The sequence below is a fragment of the Pedobacter sp. NEAU-ZC8 genome, assembly GCF_059278965.1.
Genome location: NZ_JCAJXC010000002.1, coordinates 284,009 through 296,901, shown reverse-complemented (window position 1 = coordinate 296,901; position 12,893 = coordinate 284,009). Strand labels below are relative to the sequence as shown.

Below are 12,893 nucleotides of genomic sequence, written 5' to 3'. Positions count from 1 at the left end.
GTTGTTACAATCAGGGCGCCTATTTGGCTGTAATTCAACACTCTGTAACAAAGACATTTTCTTTAAAACATTAGACGTCATAAGAACGTCATGAAATATAAAGAAGGATATTTTCCTTCAGTTTGAACATACTTCATTAATCACTTTTCCGTTTTGTTCATAAACATTGCCAAGGCGGTATTTGCTTTTGTCTGGAATAGTCAGACGCATGATTTCAGGTGTGGTTGTAACCAGCACCGAGTAGAATTGACTTAAAACATCCTCTTAATCGAGGGTATTCTTCATAAATAGTTTGTTTGGTTTATTATCCGGCAAGGAAAAGATTTCCCTGCCGGATTTTTTGTTGCATATGTATTTAGGATATTTACTTTTGACCATGCTGTTATTTGCTGATGCCCTGAAAGAAAGTTTCCTGCAATTCTTCACGCAAACCGGATGGTTAGAATGGTGTGGTGTAATAACCGGCATACTTTGCGTCTGGCTGGCGGCAAAAAACAACATCCTCAGCTGGCCTATCGCCATCATCAGTGTTCTGATCTACATTGTGATCTTTTACGATGCCAAGCTTTATGCCGACATGGGTTTGCAGGTGTACTTCTTCGTTATGAATGTTTACGGCTGGTATTTCTGGAGCAACAACAAAATTAAAGACGAAGCGAGTAGTCCCGTTTTATCCATCATCAGAAAAGAAATTTTCATCTCTATCCTGGCTGTTATTGCCTTCACTTACATCATTGGCAGCCTGTTGCACCGCAATACCGATGCCTCTTTCCCTTTCATTGATAGCTTCTGCACGGCATGCAGCTTGGTTGCACAGGTGTTTTTGGCGAGGAAGGTGATGGAAAACTGGCTGATCTGGATCTTCGTAGACATCATCTATGTAGGGGTTTACTTTTCCAAGGACCTTTACGCCACGGGGCTGATGTATGCCTTGTATGTTTACATTGCCGCGGTAGGTTATACCGATTGGCGCAAAATTTACCGAACACAACATGATTAAAAAGATAGCGATCGTAGGGCCGGAGAGTACAGGCAAATCAACCATCTCGCAGCAGTTGGCCAGACACTATAATACTTTGTGGGTAGCAGAATTTGCGCGGTACTACTGCGCCGCACTTACGGAACCCTGCACCATGCAGGACGAGATCAACATGTTCCATGGCCAGGTTGCGCTGGAAGAATCGGTGCTCGCAATGGCGGATAAAGACTTCATCTTTTGCGACACCACCTTTGTTACGGTGAAAATCTGGAGCGATGCCATGCTGGGTCGCACACCACAGCTCGTGCTGGATGCACTACCTAAAAGAACTTACGACTTCTACCTGCTGATGGACATTGACCTGCCATGGCAGGAAGACCCTTTGCGCGACTTCCCCAATCAGCGGGAGCACTTCATGGAGGTTTGGCATAAAGAACTTCAGGCATTGAATGCCAATTATATGGTGATAAGCGGCATCGATGACCGTTTTGATAATGCTGTAGCTGCAGTAGATTCTTTCTTAGAACAATAGCGAACCGCAACTAAGTGCGCTGAATTAGTATTTGGGCACCTCTTCAAAACACGTCCCGAACTGCACAGCTGAACAACAGTTTCACAACTGAACCCCGCAATTCAGCGTTTTAAAATAATTTCCTACCTTTGCGACATCAAAAAGGGGTGCCTTGTTTTGCTAAGAAACACAAAAACAGGCTGAGAACATACCCATTATAGCTGCACACACAACCTGCCGCTATATGAACCTGATCCGGATAATGCCGGCGTAGGGATTGGAGTTATGGAGTTTAACTAAACTGTAAGTACCCCTACTTACAGCAGGTTTAACTAAAAACGTTAGAAATTGAAAAAGTTACTGTTTACAGCCCTCGCTGTAATGTTGCTGCCTTTATTTGTACAGGCACAGCTAAGCCTTCGCGGCAAAGTTTCCCAGGCGGGAACAAACAAAGTCTTACCCGGCGCAAGTGTCAGAATTCAAAGCCCAGCCAGAAACACGCAGACCGATGCTTCCGGAAGCTACCAGTTCAATAACCTGCAAGCAGGAAATTACACGGTGGTGGTGACTTACCTCGGTTTTACTGCCGCCCAGCAAACCATTTCCCTTAATGCAGATCAAACGCTAGATTTCCAGCTTAGCGCTTCGGCGTTCCTGGCGGATGAAGTGATTGTGCGCTCCACCCGGGCAACCGAACGTTCTGCCACAACGTTCAAAAACATCGGTACCGAGGAGATCGAAGCCAACAACTTCGGACAGGATCTGCCATTCATTCTAAACAATACACCCGGCGTGGTGGTGACCTCCGATGCGGGTGGTGGCGTAGGTTATACCGGTATTCGCATCCGCGGAAGTGATGCCACCCGTGTTAACGTAACACTGAACGGCATTCCTTATAACGACAGCGAAAGCCAGGGCACGTTCTGGGTGAATATGCCAGACTTCGCCTCCTCCGTAGACAACATCCAGATCCAGCGTGGCGTAGGTACCTCCACCAACGGCGCCGGGGCTTTCGGCGGTAGCCTCAACATCCAAACTACAGGAACCAGCGCTGAACCTTATGCCGAGCTCAACAATACCTATGGATCCTTCGATACCTGGAAGAACACCGTCAAACTCGGTACCGGGCTCATCAACAATAAATGGAGCTTTGATGGGCGACTGTCCAGGATAAAATCTGACGGTTTTATTGACCGCGCTGCTTCCGATTTGAAGTCCTACTTCCTTTCCGGTGCTTACCAGGGCAAAAACGACCTAATCCGCCTGAACGTCTTTGGAGGATCAGAGCAAACCTACCAGGCTTGGAATGGTATTCCGGAGTCCCGGTTAAATGGTGATTTGCCAGGCATGCAGGCCTACATTGCCAGGAATTACCTATCCGAAGCTGATGCCACGAACCTGCTGAACTCCGGTAACCGCACCTACAACCCTTTCACCTACAAGGACCAAACCGACAATTATTGGCAAAACCACTATCAGCTGCTCTATGCACGCCAGCTAAGCGACAAGCTTATTTTTAACGGCGCACTGCACTATACCGACGGCCGCGGTTACTATGAAGAATACAAGGCAGACCAGAAGTTTGCGAATTATGGCCTGGCAGATGTGATCCTTGGTGGTGATACCACTACGCGTACCAACCTGGTTCGCCGCAGGTGGCTCGACAATAACTTCTACGGGCTTACCTACAACCTGAACTACCAGGCAAACAGCCAGCTGAACTTTACCATCGGCGGTGCTTACAACGAGTACGACGGTAAACATTTCGGTGAGATCACCTGGGCGCAGTTCGCCTCAAACGGGAACCTGGGCGATCATTACTATGATAACACCGGCAAAAAGCAAGACTTCAACATCTTCGGAAAAGTGAACTTCAGTCCAAGTGAAAAGCTGAGCCTCTTTGCCGACCTGCAATACCGCAACTTAAACTATACCGTGCGTGGAACAGAGAAAAACCTGAACCAGCTGGACATCACCGATAAGTTGAACTTCTTTAACCCTAAAGTTGGCGCAACCTACTTCCTAAATCCGCAAAGCAACTTCTACGCATCCTTCAGCGTAGCCAACAAGGAACCCAACCGCGACGATTACATCAATGCAACAGCAAACCTTTACCCGCTATCAGAGCGTCTGTACAATACCGAAGCAGGTTACCGGTTTAAAAACGAAAAACTACAGGCGGGCCTGAACATCTACCACATGCAGTACAAAGATCAGCTGGTACTGACCGGAAAGATCAATGATGTAGGTGAATCCATCCGCCAGAATGTGGATGACAGCTACCGCTTGGGTGTCGAGCTGGATGCATCTTACACCATCAGTCCAAAGTTCCTGATCAATGCCAATGCTGCCCTGAGCCGCAACAAGATCAAGAACTACATTGATTATCTTTATGAATATGATGACAATGGCGACATCAGCAACATCATCACGACGGATTACAAGGATACCGATATCTCCTTCTCACCTGCAGCGGTCGCCTTTGCAGAGCTTGCTTACGCACCAGCAAAAGGGCTTGCTATTGCTTTCCAGAACAAGTATGTAAGCAAACAGTACCTGGACAACACACAAGATGATACCCGCAAACTGGATGCATATTATGTGAGTAACATTCGCGCAGGTTATACGTTTACTGCTTTAGGCGTTAAAAAAGTAAACCTTAGCTTACTTATAAATAATATTTTTGACAGAAAGTATGAAAGTAACGGTTATACCTACAGCTCGCTGTACCAGGGTGTAAGAACCACGGAGAACTTTTATTTCCCGCAAGCCGGCACAAACTTTCTACTGTCCTTAAACCTAAAGTTCTAAGCAATGAAAAAATATATTGAGCAACTACACTTCATCACCCACGACTTAGACCATCTGAGCCATGTGGAACAGGCAAGAATCGTGTGTGAAGCCGGCGGAAAATGGATCCAGTACCGTTGCCTGACCAAAGATGATGATGCACTTCTAGCAGATATCAATGAAATTGCGACCATCTGTGACGACTGGGGTGCCACGCTGATTGTTACCGATCATATTCACCTGCAAGGAAAAGCAGATATCCAGGGCTTTCACATTGAAGACATGAATGCCGACTTCCTGCGCATCCGCGCGCAAGTCGGCGAAGCCTACACCATCGGCGGCTCTTCCAACACGCTCGAAGGACTGCTGCGCCTCGCGAAAGAAGGTGTAGATTATGCCGGCTTCGGTCCCTTTGCCCATACAGACACTAAACCAAACAGCTACCCACATCTAGGCGTTCAAGGTTACGAACAGGCCATGCTAAAACTCAAAGAAATGCAGGTAAACCTACCCGTACTTGGTGTAGGTGGTGTAACCATCAATGATGTAGAGGCACTTATGCAGACCGGTATTTTCGGCATAGCGGTATCTTCGGCAATCAATCAGGCAGAAGACGTTGAAGCGGCATACCTGGATTTCTACCAGAAGTTGCGCTAAAACATTTAGCGACCAATAAAAAAATGTAGCCCATAAAACACGGAAAAACAGCTAAAGAAAGGGGCTGATTGTACCACAACAATCAGCCCCTTTTTCATTTAAACAAATGGTTAGTTTTTAGCGCTTAGCAATTACCTTTGTTTAAAAATACACCTCTTGCAAAAAGCTACCATCATCGACAAGAAGGACCCCTACGCGGCCCTGCGTTACAAAGAATTCCGCTCCTACCTGGGCATGCGGTTCTTTTTCACCTTTGCTTACCAAATGCAGGCCGTAATTATCGGCTTTCACATATACCACCTTACCAAAGATCCGCTTGCCTTAGGGCTGGTGGGCCTCTGTGAAGCCATCCCGGCCATCAGCATTGCACTATATGGCGGCTACGTGGCCGATAAGTCCGAAAAGCGTGGCTTACTCTTAAAAGTCTTCATTGGCGTATTCATCTGTTCCTTGGTGATGCTGCTGGTAACCTCCAGTCAGATGCAGCCCTATGTACCCGTAAGATATATCGTACCCATCATGTACCTGATGGTATTCGGAATCGGTATTGCGCGGGGATTCTTCAGCCCGGCAACCTTCTCCCTGATGGCTCAGATCGTACCCAAAGAGATTTATCCAAACTCCAGCACCTGGAACAGCTCCAGCTGGCAGGCGGCTTCCATCATTGGCCCTGCGATGGGCGGGCTGATCTACGGTTTCTTTGGCATCACCGCCACCTATTCCCTGATCCTGTTTTTCATTGGTGTTGCACTCATCTGTATCTTTTTCCTGAAACCACATCCACCCACATTCATCCCCAAAGACAGTATCATCAAGAGCCTTACCGAAGGCGTAAAGTTCGTATTTAGCAACAAGATGATGTTGGGTGCCATGAGCCTGGATCTCTTTTCGGTATTCTTCGGCGGGGCCGTGGCACTATTGCCCGTATTTGCAAACGACATCCTGAAAGTTGGCTCCGAAGGACTGGGATTCATGCGTGCAGCAGCATCCAGCGGTGCAGTGATCACCATGTTCCTGATGACGCGCTTTTCGCCGATGAACAAGCCATGGCGTAACCTGCTGATCGCGGTAACGGGATTTGGAACCAGTATTATCTGTTACGGGCTCTCTAAAAATTTCTATTTAACACTTGCATTCCTGTTTATGGAAGGCGCGTTCGACAGTGTAAGCGTGATCATCCGCTCCACAATCATGCAGCTGCTCACCCCTGATCAGATGCGGGGCAGGGTCTCTGCGGTGAATAGCATGTTCATCGGCTCATCCAACGAGATCGGCGCCTTTGAATCCGGGCTCACTGCAAAACTCATGCGCACCGTGCCCGCAGTCGTGTTCGGCGGTAGCATGACCATACTCGTGGCCGGCATCACCTACATGAAGACCAAAGGCATGACCAAGCTATCCCTTGAAGAGATCAACGAGCATACAACTTAGTTAGCCATTTACTTCAGGCACCCGTTCGCCCACCTGCTGGCGCCACATGGCATAGTACAGTCCCTTTTCATCCAGCAGGTCCTCATGGCGGCCCTGTTCGATGATCTTACCACGCTCCAGCACGTATATGCGGTCCGCATGGCGGATGGTAGATAGCCGGTGTGCAATCAAGATGGTGATATGACTGGTCTGTTCGGAAACGTCTCTGATGGTTGCTGTGATCTCCTCTTCTGTCAAGGAGTCCAGCGCAGAAGTAGCCTCATCAAAGACCAGGATATCCGGCTTACGCAGCAAAGCACGCGCAATAGATAGTCGCTGCTTTTCACCGCCAGAAACCTTAACACCACCTTCACCAATAACACTGTCCAGACCTTTATCTGCACGCGCAAGCAGATTCTCACAAGCCGCCTGACGTAACACGAACATACACTCCTCATCGGTTGCACCCGGTCGTACAAACTGCAGGTTCTCCCTTATGGTACCTGAAAACAGCTGCGTATCCTGAGTCACGAAGCCGATCTTCTCACGAAGCTGATCCAGATCAATCTCCTCTGCCGGGGTATCGTTATAGAGGATACTGCCCTGAACAGGTTTATATAGCCCTACAAGCAGCTTCACCAAAGTGGTTTTACCCGAGCCGGAAGGACCTACAAAGGCGATCGTCTCCCCATTATTGCTTCCAAAGGAGACATCCGTAAGTGCGTTCTGCTGCCCGGTCAGGTGTTTAAAGCTCACACCCTTAAAAGCCAGACGAGTAATACGCTCCAGCTTTACGGGATTTGCGGGTTTCTGATCTACCGGAATGCTCAGGATACGCTTGAAGTTATCCAGGGATACTTCCGCTTCGCGCCAGTATAGGATTACATTTCCAAGCTCTTGCAGGGGACCAAAAAGAAAGAAGGAGTAAAACAAGAACGAGAAGTACTGTCCCGGGGATATGGTGTTGTCAAAGATCAGGATCAGCAAAACCACCACCATACAACTCCGTACAAAGTTCACCGTTGTTCCCTGCAGAAAGCTCATGCTACGAACATATTTTACCTTCTTCAACTCCAATCCCAGAATCTTGTAGGTGGTCTTGTTCAGCCGCTCAATCTCCTGATTGGCCAATCCCAGACTTTTTACCAGCTCAATATTACGTAGGGATTCCGTTGTTGAACCCGCAAGCGCGGTTGTTTCCTTGATGATCGTACGTTGAATAACCTTAATCTTATTACTCAGCAGCCAGCTCACCAGACTGATGATCGGGATGGCGGCAAAATAGATCAGCGTCACTTTGTAACTCACCGTGACCGAATAAACGATCACGAAGACCATTCCGATAAGACTCACAAAGAGTACAGAGATAAATGAAGTAATGAACTTCTCACTGTCCTGACGCACCTTTTGCAGCACGCCCAGGGTTTCCCCGCTACGCTGGTCTTCAAAAACCTGGTAGGGCAACTCCAGTGAATGTTTTAAACCGTCTGCATACATCTGTGCACCTACTTTCTGCACAATAATGCTGGTAAAGTAATCCTGCAGGTTCTTAGCGATCCTGGAGCCCATTGCTGCAGCTACACCAAGGCCTACCAGGCCAAGTACGCCCCAAACAAAATCATTGCGGCTCAGGTCATCTTTGCGCTCAATAAAGCGGTCTACGATCAAACCGGTGATATATGGATCAAGTAAAGAAAAACCAATGTTTAAGGAAGCAAGCACAAGGGCCAGGATAACAATCCACTTGTATGCTTTTAGATAGGCTAAGAGTAATTTCATTCAGGCCGGATATATGAGGAACAAAAATAAAAAAAGGAATACAGCAGCTGCCATATTCCTTTTTTATTACTAGGAAAGATCGAAAAAATGACCTTAAATCGTCATGATGTCTTTCTCTTTTGCTTCCGCGTGTTTGTCAACTTTCACGATGCAGGCATCAGTGATCTTCTGAACTTCGGCTTCACCAACTTTAATGTCATCATCAGACACGGCTTCTGCTTTCAATCTTTTGATCTTCTCGTTTGCATCTTTACGGATGTTACGGATCGCGATACGGCCTCTTTCAGCTTCCTCTTTAACCTTTTTAACCAGGTCTTTCCTGCGCTCTTCTGTCAAAGGTGGCACAATCAGACGGATTACAATACCATCATTCTGAGGATTGATACCAATATTGGCTTCCATAATGGCGCGCTCAATAGGTACCAGCAGTTGTTTCTCCCAAGGCTGAATGTTCAAGGTACGCGCATCTGGCGTAGTGATACTTGAAACCTGGCTTAGGGGAGTCGGTGCACCATAATAATCAACCATGATCCCGTCAAGCATACCTACAGATGCTTTTCCAGCACGGATCTTGGTTAATTCAGATTCGCAATGGCTGATTGCCTTCTCCATAGTAGCCTGCGCATCCTGTAATTGTTTCTTTATCAGCTCATTCATATGATATTATTTTTGCAATATATATTTTTATCCTGCTACCAGGGTTCCAATTTCTTCACCATCGGTAACTTTCAACAGATTACCTTTCTTATTCATGTCAAACACAATGATCGGCAATTCGTTTTCCTCACATAAGGTGAACGCCGTCATGTCCATCACGTTCAGGTTGTTTGCATAAACTTCCTTGAACGACAGGTTAGTATAGCGTGTTGCGGTAGCATCTTTCTCCGGATCGGCGGTATAGATCCCATCAACACGGGTACCTTTAAGTACAATATCTGCTTTGATCTCAATTGCACGCAATGCTGCAGCAGAATCAGTGGTAAAATATGGATTACCGGTACCAGCACCGAAGATCACCACACGGCCTTTTTCAAGGTGCCTTACCGCCCTGCGACGAATAAAAGGTTCGCAGATCTGTTCCATTTTAATTGCGGTAAGTAAGCGGGTTTTAATGCCCACTTTTTCCAGTGCATCCTGCAAAGCCATACTGTTGATTACCGTAGCAAGCATACCCATGTAGTCTGCCTGCGCACGGTCCATACCCGACTTCTCTGCACTTAATCCTCTGAAAATATTTCCCCCTCCAATTACAATCGCGATTTCCAGACCTTTATCATGCACGGTTTTAATCTCTTTGGCATACTGATTAACAATTTCATTGTCAATGCCATACTGTTTGTCGCCCATTAGCGATTCACCGCTAAGCTTTAATAAGATCCTTTTATACTTCATTTCTTCAAAAATACTAATTGTTTTAATTAATAGGGTTCAAATATTCAACACCTGCTACAAATACACGTTTAAGGGACAAATCTTCCCCTAAAACCAACAAGTCTGCCGGCATACCGCTGGTCAGTGCTGTGAGCGGTTTACGCCCGATAACTTTCGCCGGAATAGTGCTCGCCATAGCCAGTGCACGAGGCAATTCAATGCCACAATGTTTAACGCAGTTCTGTACGGCTTGTAGTAAAGTGATGTTCGAACCAGATAGCGTGCCATCTTCCGTAACGTACTTATCGCCTTGCAACCGGTGTTTATAGGGGCCGATTTCACATGCGGTTACCGCATCCGTAATCAGGAATAAGCGCTCCTGCATCAGCTTGGCGGCCATTTTTACGACCTCAAAGTTCACATGCTCGCCATCAGCGATGATGCTGCCATGGGCTGTCGGGTGACTGAATAAAGCAACCGGCAAATTGGGCGAACGGTGGTGGATCTGCGGCATCGCATTAAACAGGTGGGTAGTCGTGGTGAAGCCGTTATTATAAGCCGAAGTGGCTTGTTCATAACTGGCGTCGCTATGGCCTAAAGACAGCACAACACCTTTCGAAAGCAGGTACTCGATTACCGCTGCATCCTGCAGTTCAGCAGCCAGGGTCATCATCTTCACGGTACCATCAGCGGCTTCGATCAGCCCTTTTACCTCCTCCAGCGTTGCTTTTTTCACATACGCTGCCGGATGGGCTCCCAGACGTTTCGGGTTCAGGTAAGGACCTTCCAGATGAAGCCCCATAAAACCTTTCGCTTCCGCACGATAAGCCTTTGCAGCTTCGATGGCTTTATAGAATACATCAATGCTATTGGTTGCCAGACAAACCAGGAAGGACGTGGTGCCCTTCCGCGCCAGGTCCATATCCATCTGCCTCAGCGTTTCTACCGTTGGATAAGCAGAAAACAGGTTACCGCCAGAACCATAGATTTGCAGCTCCATAAAACCGGACGTGATGAGCTGACCCGCAGCATCGATCCGTTCGTAAGTATCCGGAACTTCCATTGCTCCGATGGCCTCAATATGGCCATTACTGATCAAAAATGTCTGATTGTGCAGCAATTCGCTGCCCTTGTAGTAGCTGGCATTGGTTATGGCGATCATCCTGGTAAATTTAAGTCATAAAAAAAGTCCCTTGAACCAAGGGACTTTTTAAAAATCTATAAGAATTAAGATCCTAACTGAACGCGTTTAAATGCGGTAACAGTTAATCCGTTCGAAGTATCATTTAAGAATTTACGAACGTCTTTAGAAGAATCTTTAACGAACTCCTGGTTCAATAAAGTGCTGTCTTTGTAGAATTTGTTCAATTTACCAGCAGCAATTTTCTCGATCATGTTTTCTGGTTTACCTTCAGCGCGGATCTGCTCTTTAGCAATTTCAGTTTCACGCTCAATAGTAGTTGCATCAACACCGTCTTTATCTAAAGCAACCGGGTTCATTGCCGCAATTTGCATAGCAACATCTTTACCAGCTTCTTCCACACCAGCAACATCCTGGTTTAAAGCAACCAATACACCTAAACGGTAGTTACCGTGGATGTAAGGAACAACTTTCTCACCAACTACAGTCTCATATTTAGAGATACCAATTTTCTCACCGATTTTACCAGTGTTCTCTACGATGATCTCAGAAACTTTCTGACCATCAATTTCCAACGCCAAAAGCGCTTCAAGAGATGCAGGATTGTTTTCAAGTGCTAGATCAGTGAATTTATTTGCAAGTGCAACGAAGTCTGCGTTTTTAGCCACGAAATCAGTTTCGCAGTTCAATTCAACAACAACACCACGTTTGCCATCAGCAGTAGCTTTAGCGATAACAACACCTTCATTAGAATCACGATCTTGTCTGCTTGCTGCAACTTTAGCACCTTTTTTACGTAGGTAATCTACAGCGGCTTCGAAGTCACCGTTAGCTTCTGTTAATGCCTTTTTGCAATCCATCATACCGGCACCGGTTTGTTGGCGTAATTTGTTTACATCTGCAGCAGTAATTTGTACTGACATTTTCTTTTCTTTTTTAAAGTTTTCAAAAAAAATATGGGTTGTACGTTGCGTGCTGAAGGCAAAGCCTGCAAAACACAACATACAACCCAATTAAATTATTTAAGCTTCGCTGGTACCTTCTTCAGAATCAGCATTAACTTTTTTAGGTCTTCTAGCGCCTGGTGCAGCAGTTTCCGGAGCATCAGCAGCAGCTTTAGCAGCTACAGCTTCTTTTTCAGCTTCATCATCTTTCTCACGTTTACGCTCGTCTAAACCTTCTTCAATTGCTTTGATGATTACATCAGTAATTAAAGAGATCGATTTAGTCGCATCATCATTCGCAGGAATTGGGAAATCGATGTTAGACGGATCAGAGTTGGTATCAACCATTGCGAAAGTAGGGATGTTTAATTTCAACGCCTCGCTAACCGCAATGTGTTCTTTTTTAACGTCAATTAAAAAGATTGCAGCTGGTAAACGGTTAAGATCCGCGATACCACCTAAAAGGCTTTCTAATTTAATACGCTCACGCTGAATCATTAAACGCTCTTTCTTAGAAAGGATCGTGTAAGTACCGTCTTTAGTCATCTTGTCGATGTTAGCCATCTTCTTGATCGACTTGCGTACGGTAGCAAAGTTGGTTAACATACCACCTAACCAACGCTCAGTTACGAAAGGCATGTTTACTTTTCTTGCTTGTTCAGCAACGATTTCTTTAGCTTGTTTCTTCGTAGCTACAAATAAGATCTTACGACCAGATTTAACGATTTGTTTAATCGCTGCAGCAGCCTCTTCAGTTTTAGTTAAAGTTTTATTTAAATCTATGATGTGGATACCATTGCGCTCCATGAAAATGTAAGGCGCCATTTTTGGGTTCCATTTACGGGTAAGGTGACCAAAGTGTACACCTGCATCCAATAAGTCCTGATATGTTGTTCTAGCCATTGTGTTGTCTCCTTAAGATTAACGTTTACTGAATTGGAATTTTTTACGAGCTTTCTTGCGTCCTGGTTTCTTACGTTCAACCATACGCATATCACGGGTCATTAACCCTTTAGCGCGTAATGCTGGTTTTTTCTCAGCATCTAATTCAACAATAGCTTTAGCAATAGCTAAACGAACAGCTTGTGCCTGGCCTGTGATACCACCACCTGCTACATTTACAGTAACATCATACTGACCAGCAAGTTCTGCAACTTCGAATGACTGGTTAACGACATATTGTAAAGGTAATGTTGGAAAATATTCTTTGTGATCTTTACCATTTACGGTAATAGCGCCGTTGCCTTCTTTTAAATAGATACGTGCAACAGCAGTTTTTCTTCTTCCTGAAGTGTTTGTAACTGACATTTC

The 12,893-nt window shown here is 45.9% G+C and carries 12 protein-coding genes; 5 read left to right on the top strand and 7 right to left on the bottom strand.

The features are described 5' to 3' along the window. Positions 1-376: 376 nt before the first annotated feature. From pnuC to AC5WJX_RS02980, 5 genes are all read left to right on the top strand, one after another. On the top strand, positions 377-1,000 hold the full coding sequence (pnuC, locus tag AC5WJX_RS03000) for a nicotinamide riboside transporter PnuC (protein ID WP_494483297.1): 624 nt from the start codon (positions 377-379) through the stop codon (positions 998-1,000). After that, on the top strand, positions 993-1,511 hold the full coding sequence (locus AC5WJX_RS02995; RefSeq protein ID WP_494483296.1) for an AAA family ATPase: 519 nt from the start codon (positions 993-995) through the stop codon (positions 1,509-1,511). Before pnuC ends, AC5WJX_RS02995 begins: the two co-directional genes overlap by 8 nt. Before the next feature lie 327 nt (positions 1,512-1,838). Continuing rightward, entirely contained in the window at positions 1,839-4,301 is a 2,463-nt protein-coding gene (locus AC5WJX_RS02990) for a TonB-dependent receptor (RefSeq protein WP_494483295.1), read from the top strand. Positions 4,302-4,304: 3 nt separating this feature from the next. Then, positions 4,305-4,937 (top strand): thiamine phosphate synthase, encoded by a 633-nt coding sequence (locus tag AC5WJX_RS02985; RefSeq protein ID WP_494483294.1) that lies wholly within the window; start codon positions 4,305-4,307, stop codon positions 4,935-4,937. Positions 4,938-5,093: 156 nt separating this feature from the next. Then, the gene (locus AC5WJX_RS02980; RefSeq protein WP_494483293.1) at positions 5,094-6,368 is read left to right on the top strand and encodes an MFS transporter; all 1,275 of its coding nucleotides are present in this window, start codon (positions 5,094-5,096) and stop codon (positions 6,366-6,368) included. Here AC5WJX_RS02980 and AC5WJX_RS02975 read toward each other — a convergent pair whose 3' ends face one another. The 7 genes from AC5WJX_RS02975 to rpsI all read right to left on the bottom strand — a co-directional run bounded on the left by AC5WJX_RS02975 (position 6,369) and on the right by rpsI (position 12,890). Then, positions 6,369-8,126 (bottom strand): ABC transporter ATP-binding protein, encoded by a 1,758-nt coding sequence (locus AC5WJX_RS02975; RefSeq protein WP_494483292.1) that lies wholly within the window; start codon positions 8,124-8,126, stop codon positions 6,369-6,371. A 93-nt stretch (positions 8,127-8,219) separates the two neighbouring features. After that, positions 8,220-8,783 carry a ribosome recycling factor gene (gene frr, locus AC5WJX_RS02970; RefSeq protein WP_440428579.1) on the bottom strand — a complete coding sequence of 188 codons (564 nt, stop codon included), beginning with the start codon at positions 8,781-8,783 and terminating at the stop codon, positions 8,220-8,222. Between the two features lie 27 nt (positions 8,784-8,810). Then, positions 8,811-9,518: a UMP kinase gene (pyrH, locus tag AC5WJX_RS02965; protein ID WP_440428580.1), complete on the bottom strand. Its 708-nt coding sequence runs from the start codon at positions 9,516-9,518 to the stop codon at positions 8,811-8,813. 22 nt (positions 9,519-9,540) lie between these two features. Then, positions 9,541-10,659: an N-acetylglucosamine-6-phosphate deacetylase gene (gene nagA / locus AC5WJX_RS02960; protein ID WP_494483291.1), complete on the bottom strand. Its 1,119-nt coding sequence runs from the start codon at positions 10,657-10,659 to the stop codon at positions 9,541-9,543. Positions 10,660-10,724: 65 nt separating this feature from the next. Beyond that, positions 10,725-11,561: a translation elongation factor Ts gene (tsf, locus tag AC5WJX_RS02955; protein ID WP_440428582.1), complete on the bottom strand. Its 837-nt coding sequence runs from the start codon at positions 11,559-11,561 to the stop codon at positions 10,725-10,727. Between the two features lie 99 nt (positions 11,562-11,660). Then, the gene (rpsB, locus tag AC5WJX_RS02950) at positions 11,661-12,485 is read right to left on the bottom strand and encodes a 30S ribosomal protein S2 (protein WP_440428583.1); all 825 of its coding nucleotides are present in this window, start codon (positions 12,483-12,485) and stop codon (positions 11,661-11,663) included. A gap of 18 nt (positions 12,486-12,503) precedes the next feature. Beyond that, positions 12,504-12,890 carry a 30S ribosomal protein S9 gene (rpsI, locus tag AC5WJX_RS02945; protein ID WP_494483290.1) on the bottom strand — a complete coding sequence of 129 codons (387 nt, stop codon included), beginning with the start codon at positions 12,888-12,890 and terminating at the stop codon, positions 12,504-12,506. Between the last annotated feature and the right edge of the window lie 3 nt (positions 12,891-12,893).

Excerpts from the sequence above, each read along its gene's own strand:
- rpsB (WP_440428583.1), bottom strand. The coding sequence starts at position 12,485 with ATGGCTAGAACAACATATCAGGACTTATTGGATGCAGGTGTACACTTT.
- pnuC (WP_494483297.1), top strand. The coding sequence starts at position 377 with ATGCTGTTATTTGCTGATGCCCTGAAAGAAAGTTTCCTGCAATTCTTC.
- nagA (WP_494483291.1), bottom strand. The coding sequence starts at position 10,659 with ATGATCGCCATAACCAATGCCAGCTACTACAAGGGCAGCGAATTGCTG.
- pyrH (WP_440428580.1), bottom strand. The coding sequence starts at position 9,518 with ATGAAGTATAAAAGGATCTTATTAAAGCTTAGCGGTGAATCGCTAATG.
- rpsI (WP_494483290.1), bottom strand. The coding sequence starts at position 12,890 with ATGTCAGTTACAAACACTTCAGGAAGAAGAAAAACTGCTGTTGCACGT.
- AC5WJX_RS02985 (WP_494483294.1), top strand. The coding sequence starts at position 4,305 with ATGAAAAAATATATTGAGCAACTACACTTCATCACCCACGACTTAGAC.
- tsf (WP_440428582.1), bottom strand. The coding sequence starts at position 11,561 with ATGTCAGTACAAATTACTGCTGCAGATGTAAACAAATTACGCCAACAA.
- frr (WP_440428579.1), bottom strand. The coding sequence starts at position 8,783 with ATGAATGAGCTGATAAAGAAACAATTACAGGATGCGCAGGCTACTATG.
- AC5WJX_RS02995 (WP_494483296.1), top strand. The coding sequence starts at position 993 with ATGATTAAAAAGATAGCGATCGTAGGGCCGGAGAGTACAGGCAAATCA.
- AC5WJX_RS02975 (WP_494483292.1), bottom strand. The coding sequence starts at position 8,126 with ATGAAATTACTCTTAGCCTATCTAAAAGCATACAAGTGGATTGTTATC.